Here is an 18,830-nt window from a genome sequence, read left to right as displayed (position 1 = left end):
ACGAAGGGCGCCGGAACAATCAATGGCCCGCGATCATCTGTGTGCGGACTGTGAGGGACAGTAATTGTCTACTGGTGACAAATCAGCTGAGTCCCGCGACGAGAAGCGCCGACACGAGCAGCGCGCCCTGGTGCAGCGCCTGGTCGGCGACGTACATGCCGCACACCGGCGTGGTCACCTCGGCGAAGCCCGGTGAGCCCGTGGCGCGCAGCAGGGCCCGCACCGGCCAGCGCCGGTCCAGGAAACCGTGCGTGGCGGCGGAGAACGCCAACCCGGCCGTCACGCCGGCGACGCTGAGCGGCAGCCCGAGGACGGCCGCCGTCCCCACGAGCACCACGGCCGCGGTCAGGTGGTAACCCAGCAGGTGCCGCGCCAGAGCGGCGGCGCCGGCCCGCCCGGCCGACGCCTTGTTCAGCGCCTGCCGGTCGGTCTGGAACACGTGGTCGCCCAGTTGGTGGCCCACGAGGAGCGCGACGAGCGCCACCGCGAAGATCACGGAGCGGTACAGCACTTCGGGGTCGACATCGGAGGGCATGGTTCCATGGTTCCCGCGCCGGGCCGCGCGGTCTGCGTCGAAGGCGACAAAATGGGCGTGGTCGTGCTCACCGCGTTCCGGCGGCGACCACGCGTCTGGCCAGGTCAACCACATCAGGCGTACGGCGGTGTGACAGCCGTCGCGGCCACACCAGATACACCGGTACGGGTGCCACGCCGGTCAGCGGAACGAACCGTACCCCCGGATGGGTGTGCGTGTGTGCCGTCCCGGCCGGCGTCACCCCGACCGCCCCGCCCGCCGCGATGAGGGTGAGCCACTCGTCGACGTTGTTCGTCTCCACAAAGGCTTGTGGCCGCACCTCGGCGGGCCACAGGTCCGGACTGGTCGTCGCGGTTTCCGTCTCCACGAGCCCGATCGTCTCGTGGCGCAGGTCGGCCAGGTCCAGCTCGGAGCGGTCGGCCAGCGGGTGACCGGCGGGCAGCACCGCGTGGCGCCGTTCGTGGTAGAGCACCTCCACGTGCAGCCGCTCGTCGTCGGGCACCGTGCGCAGCACGGCCACGTCCACGTCGCCGCGGGTCAGCCCGGCCGTACGGTCGTCGATGCGGTGCACGTGCAGGGGCACCTGCGGGTACGCGGCACGCCAGGCGCGCAGCAGCGGGGTGGTGTGCTCCCCCAACGCCGCCCACACGTACCCCAGCCGCAGCGGTCGCGGGCTGGCCGCCGCCTCGGCGAGCGCCTCGTCGACGGCGGCGAGAATGGTGACCGCCCGCCCGTGGAACACCTCCCCGGCCGGGGTGAGCCGCAGGTGCCGCGTGGACCGTTCGACCAGGTGCGCGCCGACGCGCTGCTCCAGCTGGCGCAGGGTCCGCGACAGGGCGGGCTGCGTCATCCGCAGCCGGGCAGCGGCACCGGTGATCGTCCCCTCGGCCGCGATCGCGACCAGGGCCCGGAAGTGCCGCAACTCCACATCCATGCCCGTAGAGCATAATCGGGCGCATGGATGCGCTGGTCGGTCTCGCCGTGGCGCACCCTCCTCATCAGGAGTCCAGCCGCGCGCCCAGGGCCAGGAACACCACGCCGACGAGAGCGAACAGCACCCCGAGCCCGGCGACCAGGGCGGTGATGTGCCAGGCCTGGTACGCGCCGAGCAGGGCACCGCGCAGCGCATTGCCCATGAATGCCATTTCCCGCAGCTTGCGCAGGCCGTCGTCGGTACGCCCGCCCGCCTGCCACTCATCGGTGATCTGCGCGTACGTGCGGCCCTTCGTCGCAGCGGTCACGTGCGTGGCGATGATGTCGGAGAAGGCTCTCGCCTGCGGGCCGGTGCTGACCCGCGCTCCGGCGTAGCGGGCCAGGTCGGCTGGCAGGTCCTCCGTCGGGAAGCCGATGTGCTGCTCGGACAGTTCCCGCCTGACCTGGCCGCGGCCCATCCACCCGGCCACGATCATGATTGCTCCGGCGACCACCAGGACGGCCCCGACCATATACAGCAGCACTGATATCACGGTGGCGAGCCTTCGGCATGCCACCCGTGCCGGCACAGGGCAGAACGCCACCGTGCGCCCGTGCCGAAGGTCCCGTCGAGCGGTCATGCGCGTGCGGCATGACCGTGTCACCGTCGGCATTTCCGTCGCGCCCGCCCGCTACCTAGCGTCATCACCATGACGACCGCGACGCTCAGCGAGCCCGCCACCGACCTGCGCCGTGGACTGCAGGGGGTCGGGCTGATCCTGGTCGGCGTCTCGTCGCTGCAGTTCGGGGCCGCGCTCGCCGCCACGCTGTTCCCGCAGGTCGGCCCGCTCGGCGTGGTGACTCTCCGGCTCCTGGCCGCCGGGGCCGCCCTGCTGGCCGCGGGTCGCCCGCGCATCAGGGGTCGCAGCGGCGCCGCCTGGCGTACGGTCCTGATCTTCGGGGTTGTCACCGCGGCCATGAACGCGTCGCTGTACGTGGCGATCGACCGGCTGCCGTTGGGCGCGGTCATCACCTTCGAGTTCCTCGGACCCCTGACGCTCGCGTTGGCGCTGTCGCGGCGCTGGCTCGACGTGATGTGGGCGGCGTGCGCGGGTGGCGGGGTGCTGCTGCTCGCCGAAGGACTGCGCGACCTCGACCTGGTCGGTGTCGTGTTCGCGCTGGTCGCGGCGGCCTGCTGGGCAGGCTACATCGTGCTCAACCGGCGGCTGGGCGGCGCCGGCCGCGGTGGTGTGGCCGACCTGGCCCTCGCGGTGGCGTTCGCTGGTGTACTCGTCGCGCCGCTGGGCATCGTGCAGGGCGGCGCCGGGCTGCTCGACCCGCACGTACTCCTGCTCGGGGTGCTCGTCGGGGTGCTCAGCTCCGCGGTGCCCTACAGCTTCGACCTGCTGGCGCTGCGCCGGCTGCCGGCGCGGGTGTTCGGGGTGCTGTGCAGCGTGCACCCCGCCGTCGCGGCCCTGGCCGGCCTCGTCGTCCTGCACCAGCACCTGTCCGGCAGCCAGTGGCTGGCGATCGGCCTGGTCATCGTGGCGAGCGCCGGGGTCACCCTGACCGCGCGGCCCGCCTGACGAGGCTGGCGCGGGGTTATGGATTCCTTGGCCGCTATGGCGACCCATTGAATCCACAACCCCGCCCGACACCTAGCCCTTGACGCAGACGACCTGCTTGAGGTGGGCCACCACCTCCACCAGGTCGGACTGGCGCTCGATGACCTCGCCGATGTCCTTGTACGCGCCAGGGATCTCGTCGACCACGCCGGGGTCCTTGCGGCACTCGACCCCGGCCGTCTGCTCCTTGAGATCATCGACCGAGAACGTCTTCTTCGCCTTCGCCCGCGACATCTTGCGGCCCGCGCCGTGGCTGGCCGAGTTGTACGCGTCGTCGTTGCCGAGGCCACGCACGATGTACGACCCGGTGCCCATCGAGCCCGGGATGATGCCCAGGTCGCCGCGGCCGGCCCGGATCGCGCCCTTGCGGGTGACCAGCAGCTCCACGCCGCCGTACGTCTCCTCGGCCACGTAGTTGTGGTGGCACGAGATCGGCTCGTCGAACGCGACCTGCGGGCTGATCTCGCGGATGACGCCGCACAGCAGCGCCATCATGAGGGCCCGGTTGCGCCGCGCGTACTCCTGGGCCCACCACAGGTCGTGCCGGTAGGCCGCCATCTCCGGCGTGCCGGACAGGAACACCGCGAGGTCCCGGTCGGGCAGGTCGGCGTTGTGCGGCAGCCGCCGCGCCACGCCGATGTGCCGCTCCGCCAGTTCCTTGCCGATGTTGCGCGACCCCGAGTGCAGCATGAGCCACACCTGGCTGTGCGTGTCCAGGCAGACCTCGATGAAGTGGTTGCCGCCGCCCAGCGTGCCGAGCTGCCGCGACGCCCGGTTGGACAGCTGCCCCACCTTGGCGGTGAGGTCGTCGAAGCCGTCCCAGAACGCCTTCCAGCCCCGCTGGTCCAGGCCCGGCACCCGCTTCGGATTGACCGGCTCGTCGTGCATGGTGAACCCGACCGGGATCGCGTCCTCGATCGCCCGGCGCAGGCCGCCGAGGTCGTCGGGCAGGTCCTCGGCGCGCAGCGACGTGCGCACCGCGCTCATGCCGCAGCCGATGTCCACCCCCACGGCCGCGGGCGCCAGCGCCTGGCGCATCGCGATGACCGACCCGACCGTCGCGCCCATGCCGTAGTGCACGTCCGGCATCACCGCGACGCCGTCCACCCACGGCAGGGCCCCGATGTTGCGCAGCTGCCTGGCAGCCTCGGGCTCGATGCCCCACGGGTCCGTCCACACCCGTACGGGCGCCTTCGTCCCGGCCAGCAGCTCGTAGCCGCCCATAGTTCAGTCCTCCGTCAGAAAAAGTCTAGCTTGAGCACGAAAAAGCCGCCCTGTCCCGGTCCGGGAGGGCGGCGAGGCGAGCGCGAAAGGACGCGTCAGCGCAGCCGGTGACACCGGAGGCGGAACAGTTTGCCGAGTTGACGGGGCACGTCGTCCGCCTCCCTTCGCATGATCGTGTGTGGTCACGGTAGATGAGCCGAATAGAGCCGGACAACTGAATTCGCGGCACTAGCGTTGACCTTGTCCCTGGGGCAGGGCCCAGCATCAAGGCCAGCCGGGCGCATCCGCGCCGGCGCGAGGAGGGCGGCATGGCGCTGCTGACGATCGGGGCGTTCGCCAGGGCGGCGCGCCTGTCGCCGAAGGCGCTGCGCCTCTACGACGAGCTCGGCCTGCTGCGGCCCGCCGCGGTGGACCCGGCCACCGGGTACCGGTTCTACGACCCGGCCCAGCTGGACCGGGCCCGGCTGGTGGCGTGGCTGCGCCGGCTGGGCATGCCGCTGGCCGACATCCGCGAGGTCTGCGACCTGCCCGGCCCGGCCGCCGCCGAACGTATCGGCGCGTACTGGGCGCAGGTCGTCGCCGAGACCGCCGCACGCGGACAGCTCGCCTCCTTCCTCGTCGACTACCTGTCAGGGAAGGGCAGCTCCATGTCCGACACCACCCCCACGCTGGGCATCCGCTACGCGGCGCGCACCGACGCCGGCAAGTCCCGCCCCCGCAACCAGGACACCGCGTACGCCGGCAGCCGGCTCCTGGCCGTCGCCGACGGGATGGGCGCCGACGGCGGCGAGCGGGCCAGCGCCGCCGCCGTCGAGGCGCTCAAGTCACTGGAGGACGCCGCCGTCGCGGCCGGCGACCTGCTCAACGTGCTCGCCGAGGCGGCCACCGCCGCCGAGGGCGCGGTACGCGACGCCGCCGACGGCGACGCGGGCACGACCCTGACCGCCCTGGTCTGGTCGGGCGCCCAGCTCGGCCTCGTGCACATCGGCGACAGTCGGGCGTACGTGCTGCGCGACGGCGAGCTGTTCCAGATCACCACCGACCACACGTACGTGCAGTCGCTGGTCGAGTCCGGCCAGCTGAGCGCCGACGAGGCCGCCTCGCATCCGCAGCGGGCCCTGCTCGTGCAGGCGCTGACCGGTACGGGCGCCATCGGGGCGCCCGACCTGTCGCTGCACGAGGCGCTCGCCGGCGACCGGTACCTGCTCTGCTCCGACGGGGTGTCCGCCGTCGTGCCCGGCGAGGCGCTGCGCGGCGCGCTCGCCGGCGGCGCCAGCCCGGATGACGTCGCCGACGAACTGGTCCGGCTCGCGTACGAGTTCGGCGCGCCCGACAACATCGCCTGCGTCGTCGCCGACGTGGTCACCCTGTGAGGGCGGGGTCCTACACCGTCGACCGTCGCCCGCTGGCCATCCCGGCGTTTCGCCGGCTGTGGCTCGCGTCCGTGGTCACGGCCGTCGGCGGCTCGTTCAGCCTCATCGCGATCCCCACCCAGCTGTTCACCATCACCGGCTCGTCGGCCACGATCGGGGTCTCGGCGATCGTCACGTTCATGGCGCTCACGGTGTCGGCGCTGTGGTGCGGCGCGCTGGCCGACCGGATGGACCGGCGCCGGTTGCTGCTGTTCGGGCAGTGCGGCCTCGCTGGCACGTACCTGCTGCTGTGGGCCCAGGCCGCCGTCGGGCTGGGGTCCGTGGCGGTGCTCATGGTCCTCATCGGGTTTCAAGGCGTGTCGTACGGGGCGACGATGGCCACGATGGGCGCGGCGGTGCCCCGGGTCGTGCCCGCCGAGCTCCTGGCCGCGGCGAACAGCCTCAGCTCGCTCGTGCGCTACCTCGGTGCCGTCCTCGGGCCGCTGCTGGCCGGCGTCCTGCTGCCGCTGGTAGGCCTGAGCACCCTGTACCTGTTCGACTCCGTGGCCCTGGCCGCGGTCATCTGGGCGGTGTGGCGGCTGCCGTCCATCGAGCCGCCGCCCCGCGCGGCGACGCGAACGAGCGCGCGGGCGACCGTCCGGGAGATCGTCGACGGCTTCCGGTACCTGCGGACCCGGCCGGTCCTCGTCGCGGTGCTCGGCGTCGACCTGGCCGCGATGGTGTTCGGGCTGCCCGTGGCGCTGTTCCCGGAACTGGCGGAGCGCACCTTCGGCGGCCCGCCCGGCGGAGGGGCGGTCCTCGGCCTGCTCTACGCCGCGTACCCGGCCGGGGTGTTCCTCGCGGGCCTGTTGTCGGGCACGTTCACCCGGGCCCGCCGGCACGGCGTCATGCTGACCGGCGCCGCGCTGGTGTGGGGTGTCACGGTGGTCGCGCTCGGGGTCGCGCCCGGCGTGGCGGTCGCGGTCGCCGCGCTGGTCGCCGGCGGCGCGGTCAACTTCGTGCTCAGCACCTTCCGCAACACGATCACCCAGGCGCACAGCGACGACGCGCTGCGCGGCCGGGTGCAGGGCACGCTCACGGTCGTCCTGCTGGGCGGCCCGCAGGTGTCGGTACTGGTGCATGGGCTGCTGTCCGCCGCCGTCGGGCCGCGCTGGACCATCGTCGCGGGGGGCCTGCTCACGGTGGCGACAGTGGCTCTCATCGCGGGTCGGGTGCCGAGCCTGTGGCAGTACACGGTGCGGTCGCCGGCCGTGGCGCGCCAGCCGGCGTGACCTGGGCCCACCGGGTCGGTCGTTAGCCGTACAAGCATGGTTTTATCGGATTTATGCTGGCACCGATACGACCAGAGGAGGCAGCGATGAACGCACGAATGATCAAGGCGGTTGCCGGCAGCGTCCTGGTCGCCGGCACACTCACCGTGGCCCAGAGCCCGGCCAACGCCACCACGACCACGGCGCCCGCGCCGGCCACCGCGACCACCAGCGTGGCTGTCGGGCAGCCGTTGACCAGCCCGCGCGACTACCGGCAGGGTTACCGGGACGGCTTCCGCGACGGCTGGCGTATGGCCCGCGAGGACTGCAACCGAGGCTGGCGGACGTTCCGCGGCGGCTCAGGCAACCGTGACTACGAACGCGGCTACAACCGTGGCTTCTCGTCCGGGTTCGCGGCGGGCTTCCGCGAGTACTGCCGGTAGGTCACCCGGCGAGGCGACGGTCCAACTCGGCCTCGTCCGCCACGAACCACAGCTGCCGGCCGCGGTTGGCCTCGGTGACGAAGTCGCGCAGCGCGTCGCTGCGAGCGACCTGCGCGGCGATGTCACCCACGATGACCAACCGCAGCCGGTAGTTCACGAACTTCTGCGTGACCTCCCCTGCGAAGCCGGTGCGCAGGACGAAGAAGTCGTCCGCCAGCCGGTCAGCCGGGATCACCACCGCCTCGACCTCGGTGCCGTACGTCTCGCCGATCAGGTCGATGACCGCAGGGACGGTGGACAGTACCGGCCCGTCCGACGGATAGGTGAAGATCTTCACGCGGGGTGATGCTACGCGGGCCGCGCGACCCGGTCGCCTGGGTTTCGGTCATAGTGGTGGCGTGCCTAACGTGATCATCCGGCCGGCGCGGGCCGACGACGCGGACTTTCTCGCCGACATGGTGGTGGCCGCGGTGAACTGGTCACCGTCGGACGCGCACTGGACCCGCGAACGGGTCCTCGCGACCCGCGAGCTGGCGCACTACGTCGTCGGGTGGCCCCGCCCGGGCGACTTCGGCGTGGTGGCGCTCGCCGACGGCGAGCGGGCCGGGGCCGCCTGGTTCCGCGAGTTCCCCGCCGACGACCCGGGCTACGGCTTCGTGCGCCCCGGCGTACCCGAACTCACCCTCGCCGTGACCGAACCGTGGCGCGGGCGCGGCGTGGGCCGGAAGCTGCTGCACGGCCTGCTCGCCGAGGCCCGCGCCCGTGGCCTGAGCGCCGTCTCGCTGAGCGTCGCGTCCGGCAACCGCGCCGCACGCCTCTACGTCCAGGCCGGCTTCCGCGTCGTCGGTGCCTGTGGTGACTCCGACACCATGCTGCTGACCTGGCCGGACAACGCGCCCGGGCGCGGCGCGGGCCCGGACTGAACCGGTCGGCCACCCGCCCACTTCGGACGGACCTCCATCCGCCCGTAATCCGCACCCGCAACGGCCGGTCCGGGTACGGTGGCGTTTATCGCCGATCTCATGGGATTTGTCATAGTCCCATGCCTGGAAGGACACTCATGAACACGCGCGTGATCAAGGCGGCGGCCGGCTGCCTGGTGGTGGCGGCCGCACTGCTGGCCACCCAGGACCCGGGCGCGGCGGCGCCCCTGCCGGCATCAGCACCCGTGGTGACCACCGTGGACATCAACCAACCGGTGGCCTCGCGGGGCGACTACCGCCGCGGCTACCGTGCGGGTTACACCTACGGCTACAACCACGCCCGGGCGGAGAACTGCGGCGGCTCCTGGCGTCGCGTCGGTAACCCGCCCGATGCTGGAGTCGACGATCATCAATATGGCTTCCAGGCCGGCTACAACGAGGGTTACGCCGCCGGCGAACGGTGCCGGTGAAGCCGTAGGACCACCGTAATGCGCTCGCGGCACGGCCGGCCGACCCGCGAGACTGCACGGTATGACCCCGACCGAAAGCTGGTTGCCCGCCGAGTTCCCGCCCGGTAACTGAGCACTGTGGCCGACGCCTGGCGCGCCGACTTCCGGCGGCTGTGGCTCGGCACCGCTGTGTCCACCGTGGGCAACCAGGTCAGCCTCCTGGCCCTGCCGCTCACCGCGGCCGTCGTGCTGGGCGCCGGGCCCGTCGAGATGGGCGTGCTCACCGCCCTCAACCGGGCGCCCTACCTCGCGCTGGGCCTCGTCGTCGGCGTGTGGGTCGACCGGATCCCCCGGCGTACCGTCCTCGTCGCGGCCGCTCTGGGGCTCGCCGCCACGCTCGGCGCGATCCCGACCGCAGCCGCCCTCGGCCGGCTGAGCCTGCCCCTGCTGTACGCCACGGCCCTGCTCGCCGGCACGCAGATCATCTTCCTGGAGGTCGCGAGCCTCGCCGCCGTGCCCATGGTGGTGCCGCCCGAGCACCGGCCGGCCACCCAACGCGACATCGAACTGACCATGTCGGGCGCCCAGCTCCTCGGCCCGGCACTGGGCGGGGCGCTCGTGCAGGCCCTCACCGCCCCGATCGCGATCGCCTTCGACGCGGTGACGTACCTCGTCGCCGCGCTCGCCGCCACCCGCCTGCGGGCCGGACGGACCGTGGCCGCCCGGCCCGCAGGCAGGGCGGGCCTGCTCGCGCAGATCAGCGAGGGCGTCCGGCTCGTCACCGGCGAGCGGGTGCTGCGGGCGGTCACCCTCGCCACCGCGACGTTCGTGTTCTGGACCACGGCGTACACCGCGATCCTGGTGCTGTTCCTCGTCCGCGACGTCGGACTCGGCGCCGGGGTCCTCGGCGCCGTCCTCGCGTGCGGCGCGGTCGGCGGCATCACCGGCGCCGCGCTGGCCGGCCCGCTCGGGCGCCGGCTCGGCAGCGGCCGCGCCATGGCCACCGGGCTCATCACCGGCGGCCTCGGCGCCGCACTCGCCCCGCTTAGCCTCACCGTCCCGCCCCCGGCTGCCGCGTTCGTCGTCGCCCTGTCACAAGCGCTCATGTGGGGCGGCCAGCAGGCCCACACCGTGCACCAGGTGCCCGTCCGGTACGCCCTGTGCCCCGACCACCTGCACGGCCGAGTCAACGCGACCATCCGTACCACCGTGTGGGGTTCGTCCACCGTGGGCGCCCTGCTCGGCGGCGTCCTCGGCGCCACGATCGGGCTGCCCGCGACGCTCGCGGCCACCGGCGTCGCCGCCGCTCTCGCGGCCGGCTGGATCGTCGCCTCACCAGCCCGCCGCCTGCGTAGCAGCACCGACCTGATCAGCGTCGATACACTGCCCGCCATGGTGCGCATCCTGCTCGTTCCCGGCCTCGGCCAGATGCTGCCCGAACACTGGATGAGCCGGTGGGCGCGCGAACACCCCGAGTACGAGCCGGTGCCCCGCGACGACGACCCCGGCTTGGACATCGACCTGCGGGTCGCGGCCCTACACAAAGCGGTGACGGCGGCCGACCAGCCCGTGGTGCTGGTCGCGCACAGCGGCGGATGTATCACCGTGACCGAATGGGCCGCTCAACACACCGGACCCGTCGCGGCCGCACTCATCGTCGCGCCGCCCTACCTCGACCCCGACTGGGACGAACCAGACCCGACGGTGCGCCTTCCGCCCGTCAACCGGCTCGACCCACTGCCGTTCCCGACCGTCGTCGTCGCCAGCCGCACCGACCCGATCTGCCCGTACGAGCGCGCCGAGGAGATGGCCGCCGCCTGGGGCGCGCGTCTCGTCGACGCCGGCGACGCCGGCCACCTCAACACCGCCGCCGGGTACGGCCCGTGGCCCGCCGGCGAGCGCCTCCTCGCCGACCTGCTCGACCGCGTGCGCTGACATACCAGGCCCGCCGACGTTGGTCGTCGTGCGGCACGCCATGCCCCTCATCGACCCGGACACCGACCTGGCCACCTGGCCGCTGTCGGCCGACGGTGTGGCCGCTGCCCGGGCGCTGGGCCCTTTGCTACCGGCCGGAGCCGTCCTGGTGTCCAGCGACGAGCCCAAAGCGCACGCCACGCTGTCGCTGGCAACCGGCCGCGACGTGGTCATCGACGCCCGCCTACGGGAAGTCGCGCGGCCCCGTGAGCTGTTCAGCGACGACTTCGCCCAAGCGCGTCGCGCCTACGTGGCGGGATCGCCGCCGCCCGGCTGGGAGCGACCGGCGGCCGTCGCCCGCCGGATCGCGGACGTCATCAGCGCCCATCGGGTGCCCGGACGACCGCTCGTACTCGCAGGTCACGGCATGGCCTTCACGACCTGGCTCGCGGCCGGCTTGCTCGTCGCCGACCCCGCCCGGTTCTGGTCCGACCTGCGGCTACCGGACGCGTTCGAGGTTATGGCCAGGGGCGTACGACGGCTCGACGCCGCCTAACCGCCGGTGCCTTCGGCGGCCATTCTGTTTGCCCGCTCCGCGTCCGGCCGACAGCATGGGCGTGGTGCGCGCCTTCCTGCGGATCGAAGACCTCCATGAACTCGTCACCGACGTGTTCGGCGCCCGCCGGCGTCCGACCGCGCTCACCCGGCTGACCGGCGGCGCCAAGAAGGGCGTCTACCGGCTCGAACTCGACGACCGGACCACCGCGATCGTCTACGTGTGGTCGGCGGACGAGAACTACTGGCCGGCCAGTTCGGCCGTCTCGGACGACCCGTTCGCGGACGCGTCCGGCGCCGCGCTGTTCGCCGCCAACCACGCGGCGCTCACCGCCGTCGGCGTTCGCGTGCCGCGGCTGATCGCGCTTGACGTTGACCGCCGTTACCTGGACGTGGACACCGCCGTGCTGGAGGACGCCGGATCCGTGCGGCTGGAGGACCTCATGGCTCGCGACCCCGTCACAGCGGCCGGCCCGCTCGCCATGCTCGGCGACGCGCTGCGCCGCATGCACACCACGTACGGCGACCGCTACGGCAAGCTCGTCGACCTCGACCGGGACGCGGCGCCCCAACCCCGACGTACCGAGGACGTGATTGTCGACCGCGCGGTGAGCGATCTCGACGAGGCGGCCCAGCGCGACGCGCGGATGGCCGATGCCCGCGACCGCGTCGAGGCCAACGTGCGGCGCCTGCGCGACGCCGTGGCACCCCGCCGGACGTACGCCCTCGTGCACGGTGAGCTGGGGCCCGACCACGTGCTCGTCACGCCGGCCGGCGAGCCGGTGATGATCGACATCGAGGGACTGACGTACTTCGACGTCGAGTGGGAACACGCCTTTCTGCAGCTACGCTTCGGTGCCGCGTACCCTGCGCTGCGGCCCGTGGAACTGGACGAGCCGCGGTTGGAGCTCTGCCGGTACGCGCAGGTGTTGTCTTTGATCGCGGGGCCGCTGCGCATCGCGGACACCGATTTCCCCGACCGGAAGTGGATGCTCGACCTGGCCGAACGCAACATCCTCAAGGCCCTCAGCGTCGCCTGACCAGGAACGTGGTCACGGCTCGGTGGAAGTCGTCACGCCTTTCGACCCAGGGAACGTGGCCGGCGCCGGGAAAGATCACGCGTTCGGCGTCGGGCAACGCCTCGTACAGCGAGTCCACCGCCCAGCGGGGCCGGATGTCCTCGGCGCCGTCGATGATGAGGACGGGCAGGTCGAGCTGGCGGCACCGGCCGGCGAGATCGCCGGCGATTTCCTTCTTCACGTCGGCGTTGACCGCCCGGTTGCAGTCCTCGTTGACGCCCAGCCATGGGGTCGCCATGCGCTGAGCATGGTCCAGCGCGGTGTGGTGGTCGGCGAAGTCGGCGCTCCACTGAAGGACCGCCTGTTCGCGGTCCTCCGACGGCGTGCGGGCACGAGCGCGGAGTTCCTCCCACCGATCCAGGTGATCCCCCAGCCGCAGCCGCAGGTTCCGTTCGTAGTGCGGGTGCCAGTCGCGTCCGGGGTCGATGCCGGTACCGGACACGTAGATCAGATGACTGACCCGGTCGGGGTGTTCCATGGCGTACCGCAACGCCAGGTGCGCACCCCACGAGTGGCCCAGCAGGGCCGTTCGTGACCCGGCCAGCTGGTCGCGTACCGCGTCGAGGTCGGCGATCGAGCGGGCGACCGAGTAAGGGCCGCGTAGCTGCGAGCGGCCGCAGCCCCGCTGATCCCACCGGACGACCCGGATCGTGGCGCGCAGAAGCTCGGCGACGTCGTCGAAGTAGTCCCACAGGCCCGGCCCGCCGTGGCAGAGCACCAGCGGGTCACCCGTACCGAGGCTGGCCGCCCAGAGGCGGCAACCGTCGTCGGCGCGTACCCACAAACTCACGGCCATCAGTATCCACGAACGCGAGGGCGCGAAGGTATCCGTGCAGCTCAACGGCCGCGAAGCAGGCGTGCGAGGCGGGTCGTTCCTTGGCGTAACCGCCGTTAATTATCGAATTAACGGCAAAGGCAATCCGATAATCGTGTGACGGTGGGGCGAAAAATGAGCGCACCATAATGACAGTTATGGTGTATAGATGAGGCCCTGCGCCTCGATAACCGTGTTGCCTTCCGCTGTCGTCTGCCCTTCGGCGGTGGGCGCAGACCGGCGAGGCCGCAGGGGGCTGCTACTTCTCCGCAACGGAGCTGGTCATCACGCGTCGGACGGGCATCACCGCAATGATCGAGGCGATCGACGGACTCGTTCACGAAGGAGAGATCGGCAATGCTTGCCAGGTCATCGCGTCCGATCCCGATTGATCTGTGAGAGCCAATTGGATCTTGCGCATCGGATGACTCATTCCGCTAGATCTTGGTCATGGCCGTCGAAACGGAGAGCTACCTGAGATCCATTAAGGCTGAAGAGCGAATCGCATCTCAATAGACCGTTAGCGCCGCAGGTCAATAGGTCCTCTGCTGATGATCAAACGGGGTCAGATATCGCGACAGAGGACGCGGAGGCGGGCAGCGCCGGCCTACGATGCGGCGTGACGTTCACACCTCGCGCTGCGTGGGCTGACACGCCAGTTTCAGTGCGGACTGCCGTCGCTGGCGCGCTCGGTGCCGCGATCGTCGACCACACGGATCTGCACGGTGGTATGTCGCCCGGCCCCGCCGCGGGCTTACGCCTGACCGACGGACGACAGGTCTTCGTCAAGGCCGTGTCCGCCGAGGTCCGCGCGCACAACCACGCGATGATCCTGCAGGAATCCGCGATCCTCGACCTTCTGCCGGCGTCGGTGCCCGCGCCCCGACGTCTCGCCACCGTCGAACATGGGCCTTGGATAGCCATGGCCACCACCTGGGCCGCCGGTGCAACCGCAGGACCATGGACCGACGCATCGATCGAGGCCGTTGCGAAGGCGTGCCGGACGGCGAGCGGACACCGAGCACCGGGCACCCTGCCTCCGGTCGCCAAGCGCATCTTCGACTTTGACGGCTGGACTCGCCTGATCGAGATCGGATCGGGCGAAGATTGGGAGGCGACTCACGCGGGGCCGGCCGCCGATGTGGTGGCCGGATGGGAACGCTGGACAGCCGGCGGTGCATTGGTCCACCGAGACATTCGCCGGGATAACACGGCGGTCGACGCGAATGATAGGTCGGCAGTGTTGCTCGACTGGGCATACGCCGCCGCTGGAGCCCCTTGGATCGACCTTGCCCAACTGGCGGCGGACGTGGTCGCGACGGGACACGCCCTCGGTCAGCAAGTGGCCATGGACCGGGCATATCGGCTGCTGCAAACGCTGCCGCCTGAAGCATCGCGTTTCGTCGTTGGATTGGCCGGGATGTGGTGCATCCGTGCCGCAACGATCCCGGACACCATCATGCCGAGCATCTCCACCTGGCGCCGCGCGAGATCAGTCGCATTACGCCCTCTGGTGACCCGACTGATCGCCGACCTCCGAAGCTCGGCCCCAGCGGTGCCTCAGCAAGACCAGCTGTTGAGCGACGGCTGAGCTTCAGCGGATCTCCCTCCTCAGCGGACGTAGAGACCGGCGATCGGTTCAGCGCCCGGGCACCGATTTGCGGGAGAGCTCAGGGCCTGCGACTTCCGGACGGAATCTCCACGCGTTCCGCAGGATGAAGGCCAGGATCAGCACCTCGATCCCGATGGAGAGGCCGTAGAAGGAGGCCCAGGCCCAGGACTCCCCTGCGGCGTTGAAGACCGAGAAGGGGATGTAGAGCGATGCGACGACGAGGTTCGTGGCGCGGTTCACCCGGGTGGGCAGCGTCATGGAGAGCATCACCATCAGGGCCGGTATCGCCACGGCCGCGAGGAATATGGTCAACAACGTCCCGCTGATGTCGAACTCGAAGATGACGCCACCCCGGATTTCGTCGATGGCGCCGGGCTTGTAGAGGTGGAAGTAGTCGACGTAGATGTAGAGGAACATGAAGCTGGTCCAGGCTGCCGCGAGCTTGACCTGCACGGGGATCGGCGGGGTGTCGAGCCTGCCCGGGGTGTTCGTTCGGATGTCGCTCATCGTTTCTGACTTCCTTTCCGCGCCACTCGTTGGCGCACGAATGATTGGGCCGTCCGTTCCGGTTCTCTGGAACAGATTCCTGAAGCGGCCGCATGCGCCGCTACGAGCCGAGGTCGATGGCGGCGGCCGAAGGTCTACAAGTGGGGTTCTACTTTGGTCGGATGCCGTGGGGCCCGACCCGGCCGTACGCTTTGATCATGAAGGCGCCGGCGGACCCGCAGGATCGGAGCCGGCTGCCGGCGGGCGTGACCAGCGATGCTGACCACGATCCGGTGCGCCCGGCCGGGCGCACCGTGCGCGACTGGCTCGTCGACGCCGCGTGTTTCCTGCTGGCCGTCGGCGTCACGATGCTCGCCCTGGTCGACGGCCGCGCGCAGCACATCGCGCCGGTCCCGCTCGCCATTGACCTGGTCCTCGGCGGCCTGTGCTGTCTCGGCGTGTGGCTGCGCCGGCGCTGGCCCGTCGGCCTCGCCGTGGTCGTGGGTCTGGTCAGCATCTACTCGACGTCCGTGGCGGGCGCCGCGCTGCTCGCGCTGTTCACCGTCGCGGTACACCGGCGCTTCGCGGTGGTCGCCCCGATCGTGGCCGGGTACGCGCTCGTCCCGTTCCTCACGCTGCTGGTCCGCCCGGACGTCCCGGTCGCGCACTGGTCGGAGATCGTGCTGGGCATCGTCCTCGCCGTCGCGATACTCGCCTGGGGATTGTTCGTACGGGCCAGACAACAGTCGCTGCGGGAGCGGGCCGGGCGGGTCGAGGCCGAACAGCAGCTACGGGTCGCCGAAGCCCGCCAGTCCGAACGCAACCGGATCGCCCGGGAGATGCACGACGTGCTCGCCCACCGCCTGTCCCTGCTGAGCCTGCACGCCGGGGCGCTGGAGCTACGCCCCGACGCCGCGCCCGAGGAGATTGCCCGGGCCGCCGGGGTGGTCCGCGCCAACGCCTACCAGGCGCTGGAGGACCTTCGGGAGGTGATCGGCGTCCTCCGCACCGGGGTCGACCGGTCCGACGAGACGCCGGAACGACCCCAGCGCACCCTGGCCGACCTCCCCGACCTCGTCGACCAGTCCCGGCGCGCCGGGATGCGGGTACGGCTCGGCTGCCAGGCCGCCGCGCTTTCCGCCGTGCCGGCTGGTGTGGGGCGCAGCGCGTACCGGATCGTGCAGGAAGGGCTGACCAACGCCCGCAAGCACGCCCCCGGCGCTGACGTGGCCGTCACCGTCCAGGCAACTCCGGGCGACGGCGTAACTGTCGAGATCCGCAACCCGTGCCCGATAGGCACCGGCGGTGGTACCGCAATTCCCGGTGCTGGCATCGGCCTCATCGGGCTCACCGAACGGGCCGCCCTCGCCGGCGGACGCCTCGAACACGGGCCAACCCCGGCCGGTGAGTTCCGGCTCTGGGCCTGGTTACCGTGGCCTACCCTCTGATCGCGAACGTGACCCGGTCGGGCAGAGAGAAGGAGCCCAACGTGAACGCAGCGGTGCGGGTCCTCGTCGTCGACGACGACCCGCTCGTGCGAGCCGGCCTGGCGATGGTCATCGGCGGCTCATCGGACCTGACCGTGGTGGGCGAGGCCGGTGACGGAAGCGAAGTGGCCGCCGCTGTCGACGCCTACGCCCCGGACGTGGTGCTGATGGACATCCGCATGCCCACCCTCGACGGCCTCGCCGCCACCGAACAGTTGCGCGCCCGACCCGACCCGCCCGAGGTCATCGTCCTGACCACCTTCGACGCCGATGAGCACGTCCTGCGCGCGCTGCGCGCCGGGGCCAACGGCTTCCTACTCAAACACACCCCACCCGCCGAGATCCTGCGCGCGATATCGCGGGTCGCAGCCGGTGAACCCATCCTGTCGCCGACCGTGACCCGACAGCTCATCGCCCACCTCAGCGACATTGGCGCCGCCGCCCGGCAACGGCACGCCACCACCGCGCTGGATCAGCTCAGCGGACGCGAACGCGAGGTCGCCATCGCCGTCGGGCGCGGCAAGTCCAACGCCGAGGTCGCCAACGAACTGTTCATGAGCGTGGCCACCGTGAAAGCCCACATCTCGCGCATACTCACCAAACTCAATCTCAACAACCGTACCCAGATCGCCCTACTCGCCCACGACGCCGGCCTCACGAGCTGACCCGGCTTTGCCTGAGCACTGAAGAAGTGACGTTCTATGACCGGCTTCAGACCAGCCCAGAACCTGTTCTGAGCGCGACGGTAGATTCACGTGTACCAGCTGTGCCGACGCGGGCGGACCGGCACCGGGCGTACCGGGTTGCTCAGACGCGGTGCAAGCTGGATCCGACTCCTGACCAGTACGAGTGGATGAGGTACATCTGATGAGCGACTGGAACATCCCCATCATCGAGGAGTTCCGTGCGAACGAGGGCCGCGTCGGCGGGCATTTCGCCGGGACGCCCCTGGTGCTGCTCCACCACCGCGGCCGCCGGACTGGACGCGAACTGGTCAGCCCGATGGCGTACCTGCCCCACGAGACTGACGACAACGTCATCTACGTCTTCGCCTCCAAGGCCGGCGCACCTGAGCATCCCGACTGGTACCGCAACGTCATGGCGGCCGGCCGAGCCATCGTCGAACGCGGCACTGAGACCTACCCCGTGACCGTCCGTGAACTCCCTGCGGACGAACGCGACCGGCGCTACGACGAGCAGGCCCGCCGGTTCCCCAACTTCGCCGAGTACGCGGAAAAGGTCGCCGGCATCCGGACCATCCCCGTCCTCGAGCTCACCCGGGCGACAACCGGGTGACCGGAGAGGTGAGGGCATGACGTCATCGCCCCGCGGCGCCTCCTCGGATCAGGGTTACCTGCTCGACAACGCGCGGGCGCAGGCGGGTGAGCGATTCACCTGGTTGGCGGCGTTGTTCGACGGAGTCACACGAGGGCACTTCGACCAGCTCGGCGTGGCGGCGGGCTGGCGTTGCTGGGAAGTCGGCGCCGGCGGTCCCAGCATCCCGCAGGCCCTCGCGGCGGCCGTTGGGCCGACCGGGTACGTGCTGGCCACGGACCTCAATCCCGGGTGGCTACAGCCGCAGGACGGCTACGAGGTGCTGCGGCACGACATCGTCGCCGACCCGCCGCCGCAACCAGGCACGTTCGACCTGGTGCATGCCAGGCTCGTGCTCGTCCACGTGCCGGACCGTGCCCGGGCGTTGGCGACGATGGTGGCGGCGCTTCGTCCCGGCGGCTGGTTGCTGATCGAGGACGCCGATACCGAGCTGCAGCCGCTGGCCTGCCTCGATGAGGTCGGCCCGGCGCAGCAGCGCGCCAACCGGCTGCGGCGCGCCGTGCGGGACCTGATGACTGGCCGCGGCGCCGACCTGCGCTACGGCCGCACGCTGCCGCGGGCGTTGCGTGCGGCCGGCCTGGTTGATGTCGCGGCGGCCGGCTGCTTCCCGGTCGGCGGGGTAGCCTGCGACCGGCTGGAGACCGCGACGGTGAGCATGGTCCGCGCCGAGCTGCTCGCCGCAGGGTTGACCGACGACGCCGAGATCGACGCGCACCTGGCCGCGGTCGATGCCGGCGAACTCGACCTCACCCTCGCACCGCTGATCTCGGCATGGGGACGCCGCCCGGAGTAGCCGGGACATCACCACCATGGG

At 71.1% G+C, this 18,830-nt stretch carries 21 protein-coding genes; 14 read left to right on the top strand and 7 right to left on the bottom strand.

What is annotated here, in order from left to right:
- Positions 1 to 82 precede the first annotated feature (82 nt).
- The 3 genes from ABD191_RS11555 to ABD191_RS11545 all read right to left on the bottom strand — a co-directional run bounded on the left by ABD191_RS11555 (position 83) and on the right by ABD191_RS11545 (position 1,992).
- The gene (locus ABD191_RS11555; protein ID WP_344079956.1) at positions 83 to 535 is read right to left on the bottom strand and encodes a DUF3307 domain-containing protein; all 453 of its coding nucleotides are present in this window, start codon (positions 533 to 535) and stop codon (positions 83 to 85) included.
- A gap of 67 nt (positions 536 to 602) precedes the next feature.
- Positions 603 to 1,469, bottom strand: coding sequence for a LysR family transcriptional regulator (locus ABD191_RS11550; protein ID WP_344079953.1), 867 nt, complete (start codon positions 1,467 to 1,469; stop codon positions 603 to 605).
- Positions 1,470 to 1,533: 64 nt separating this feature from the next.
- The gene (locus ABD191_RS11545; protein WP_344079950.1) at positions 1,534 to 1,992 is read right to left on the bottom strand and encodes a hypothetical protein; all 459 of its coding nucleotides are present in this window, start codon (positions 1,990 to 1,992) and stop codon (positions 1,534 to 1,536) included.
- Between the two features lie 165 nt (positions 1,993 to 2,157).
- On the opposite strand from ABD191_RS11545, the gene ABD191_RS11540 reads away from it, so the two are divergent.
- Positions 2,158 to 3,033 carry an EamA family transporter gene (locus ABD191_RS11540; protein WP_344079948.1) on the top strand — a complete coding sequence of 292 codons (876 nt, stop codon included), beginning with the start codon at positions 2,158 to 2,160 and terminating at the stop codon, positions 3,031 to 3,033.
- 72 nt (positions 3,034 to 3,105) lie between these two features.
- On the opposite strand, the gene ABD191_RS11535 is transcribed toward ABD191_RS11540, so the two are convergent.
- Complete coding sequence (locus ABD191_RS11535) at positions 3,106 to 4,296, bottom strand: RtcB family protein (protein WP_344079945.1); 1,191 nt, start codon at positions 4,294 to 4,296, stop codon at positions 3,106 to 3,108.
- 308 nt (positions 4,297 to 4,604) lie between these two features.
- Between ABD191_RS11535 and ABD191_RS11530 the strand changes: the two genes are divergently transcribed.
- From ABD191_RS11530 to ABD191_RS11520, 3 genes are all read left to right on the top strand, one after another.
- Entirely contained in the window at positions 4,605 to 5,669 is a 1,065-nt protein-coding gene (locus ABD191_RS11530; protein ID WP_344079942.1) for a MerR family transcriptional regulator, read from the top strand.
- A complete protein-coding gene (locus ABD191_RS11525) occupies positions 5,666 to 6,940 on the top strand; it encodes an MFS transporter (RefSeq protein WP_344079940.1) in 1,275 nt (424 codons plus the stop codon). The genes ABD191_RS11530 and ABD191_RS11525 overlap by 4 nt, the downstream gene beginning before the upstream one ends.
- An 86-nt stretch (positions 6,941 to 7,026) precedes the next feature.
- A complete protein-coding gene (locus ABD191_RS11520) occupies positions 7,027 to 7,362 on the top strand; it encodes a hypothetical protein (protein WP_344079937.1) in 336 nt (111 codons plus the stop codon).
- Position 7,363: 1 nt separating this feature from the next.
- Here the strand turns inward: ABD191_RS11520 and ABD191_RS11515 are convergent, their stop codons facing one another.
- A complete protein-coding gene (locus tag ABD191_RS11515; protein ID WP_344079934.1) occupies positions 7,364 to 7,699 on the bottom strand; it encodes a DUF4180 domain-containing protein in 336 nt (111 codons plus the stop codon).
- 61 nt (positions 7,700 to 7,760) lie between these two features.
- Here ABD191_RS11515 and ABD191_RS11510 point away from each other — a divergent pair, with 61 nt between their 5' ends.
- The 5 genes from ABD191_RS11510 to ABD191_RS11490 all read left to right on the top strand — a co-directional run bounded on the left by ABD191_RS11510 (position 7,761) and on the right by ABD191_RS11490 (position 12,243).
- Complete coding sequence (locus ABD191_RS11510) at positions 7,761 to 8,285, top strand: GNAT family N-acetyltransferase (RefSeq protein ID WP_344079931.1); 525 nt, start codon at positions 7,761 to 7,763, stop codon at positions 8,283 to 8,285.
- 137 nt (positions 8,286 to 8,422) lie between these two features.
- Positions 8,423 to 8,755, top strand: a complete 333-nt coding sequence (locus tag ABD191_RS11505; RefSeq protein WP_344079928.1) for a hypothetical protein — start codon at positions 8,423 to 8,425, stop codon at positions 8,753 to 8,755.
- A gap of 117 nt (positions 8,756 to 8,872) precedes the next feature.
- Positions 8,873 to 10,669 (top strand): MFS transporter, encoded by a 1,797-nt coding sequence (locus tag ABD191_RS11500; RefSeq protein WP_344079926.1) that lies wholly within the window; start codon positions 8,873 to 8,875, stop codon positions 10,667 to 10,669.
- A gap of 28 nt (positions 10,670 to 10,697) precedes the next feature.
- Positions 10,698 to 11,204, top strand: coding sequence for a histidine phosphatase family protein (locus ABD191_RS11495; protein ID WP_344079923.1), 507 nt, complete (start codon positions 10,698 to 10,700; stop codon positions 11,202 to 11,204).
- A gap of 61 nt (positions 11,205 to 11,265) precedes the next feature.
- Positions 11,266 to 12,243: a phosphotransferase gene (locus ABD191_RS11490; RefSeq protein WP_344080173.1), complete on the top strand. Its 978-nt coding sequence runs from the start codon at positions 11,266 to 11,268 to the stop codon at positions 12,241 to 12,243.
- On the opposite strand, the gene ABD191_RS11485 is transcribed toward ABD191_RS11490, so the two are convergent.
- Positions 12,230 to 13,072 (bottom strand): alpha/beta fold hydrolase, encoded by an 843-nt coding sequence (locus ABD191_RS11485; protein ID WP_344079920.1) that lies wholly within the window; start codon positions 13,070 to 13,072, stop codon positions 12,230 to 12,232. The two genes, ABD191_RS11490 and ABD191_RS11485, sit on opposite strands and share 14 nt — an antisense overlap.
- 643 nt (positions 13,073 to 13,715) lie before the next feature.
- Here ABD191_RS11485 and ABD191_RS11480 point away from each other — a divergent pair.
- Positions 13,716 to 14,687 (top strand): phosphotransferase, encoded by a 972-nt coding sequence (locus tag ABD191_RS11480; protein ID WP_344079917.1) that lies wholly within the window; start codon positions 13,716 to 13,718, stop codon positions 14,685 to 14,687.
- Between the two features lie 48 nt (positions 14,688 to 14,735).
- Here ABD191_RS11480 and ABD191_RS11475 read toward each other — a convergent pair whose 3' ends face one another.
- Positions 14,736 to 15,215: a DUF6326 family protein gene (locus ABD191_RS11475; protein ID WP_344079914.1), complete on the bottom strand. Its 480-nt coding sequence runs from the start codon at positions 15,213 to 15,215 to the stop codon at positions 14,736 to 14,738.
- Positions 15,216 to 15,412: 197 nt separating this feature from the next.
- On the opposite strand from ABD191_RS11475, the gene ABD191_RS11470 reads away from it, so the two are divergent.
- The 4 genes from ABD191_RS11470 to ABD191_RS11455 all read left to right on the top strand — a co-directional run bounded on the left by ABD191_RS11470 (position 15,413) and on the right by ABD191_RS11455 (position 18,809).
- Positions 15,413 to 16,642: a sensor histidine kinase gene (locus tag ABD191_RS11470; protein ID WP_344079911.1), complete on the top strand. Its 1,230-nt coding sequence runs from the start codon at positions 15,413 to 15,415 to the stop codon at positions 16,640 to 16,642.
- Between the two features lie 104 nt (positions 16,643 to 16,746).
- Positions 16,747 to 17,346 carry a response regulator gene (locus ABD191_RS11465; protein WP_425560708.1) on the top strand — a complete coding sequence of 200 codons (600 nt, stop codon included), beginning with the start codon at positions 16,747 to 16,749 and terminating at the stop codon, positions 17,344 to 17,346.
- Positions 17,347 to 17,548: 202 nt separating this feature from the next.
- Positions 17,549 to 17,977: a nitroreductase family deazaflavin-dependent oxidoreductase gene (locus tag ABD191_RS11460; RefSeq protein WP_344079906.1), complete on the top strand. Its 429-nt coding sequence runs from the start codon at positions 17,549 to 17,551 to the stop codon at positions 17,975 to 17,977.
- Between the two features lie 16 nt (positions 17,978 to 17,993).
- Complete coding sequence (locus ABD191_RS11455) at positions 17,994 to 18,809, top strand: methyltransferase domain-containing protein (RefSeq protein WP_344079903.1); 816 nt, start codon at positions 17,994 to 17,996, stop codon at positions 18,807 to 18,809.
- Positions 18,810 to 18,830: the final 21 nt, after the last annotated feature.

This window comes from Luedemannella helvata (genome assembly GCF_039528415.1).
In the GTDB taxonomy this organism is placed as follows: Bacteria; Actinomycetota; Actinomycetes; order Mycobacteriales; family Micromonosporaceae; genus Luedemannella; species Luedemannella helvata.
This window is presented reverse-complemented; position numbering and strand designations above follow the sequence as displayed.

Bases quoted from the DNA above. Each gene is read 5' to 3' on its own strand.
- ABD191_RS11555 (WP_344079956.1), bottom strand. From the start codon at position 535: ATGCCCTCCGATGTCGACCCCGAAGTGCTGTACCGCTCCGTGATCTTC.
- ABD191_RS11550 (WP_344079953.1), bottom strand. From the start codon at position 1,469: ATGGATGTGGAGTTGCGGCACTTCCGGGCCCTGGTCGCGATCGCGGCC.
- ABD191_RS11540 (WP_344079948.1), top strand. From the start codon at position 2,158: ATGACGACCGCGACGCTCAGCGAGCCCGCCACCGACCTGCGCCGTGGA.
- ABD191_RS11535 (WP_344079945.1), bottom strand. From the start codon at position 4,296: ATGGGCGGCTACGAGCTGCTGGCCGGGACGAAGGCGCCCGTACGGGTG.
- ABD191_RS11530 (WP_344079942.1), top strand. From the start codon at position 4,605: ATGGCGCTGCTGACGATCGGGGCGTTCGCCAGGGCGGCGCGCCTGTCG.
- ABD191_RS11520 (WP_344079937.1), top strand. From the start codon at position 7,027: ATGAACGCACGAATGATCAAGGCGGTTGCCGGCAGCGTCCTGGTCGCC.
- ABD191_RS11505 (WP_344079928.1), top strand. From the start codon at position 8,423: ATGAACACGCGCGTGATCAAGGCGGCGGCCGGCTGCCTGGTGGTGGCG.
- ABD191_RS11475 (WP_344079914.1), bottom strand. From the start codon at position 15,215: ATGAGCGACATCCGAACGAACACCCCGGGCAGGCTCGACACCCCGCCG.
- ABD191_RS11470 (WP_344079911.1), top strand. From the start codon at position 15,413: ATGAAGGCGCCGGCGGACCCGCAGGATCGGAGCCGGCTGCCGGCGGGC.
- ABD191_RS11465 (WP_425560708.1), top strand. From the start codon at position 16,747: ATGGTCATCGGCGGCTCATCGGACCTGACCGTGGTGGGCGAGGCCGGT.
- ABD191_RS11460 (WP_344079906.1), top strand. From the start codon at position 17,549: ATGAGCGACTGGAACATCCCCATCATCGAGGAGTTCCGTGCGAACGAG.
- ABD191_RS11455 (WP_344079903.1), top strand. From the start codon at position 17,994: ATGACGTCATCGCCCCGCGGCGCCTCCTCGGATCAGGGTTACCTGCTC.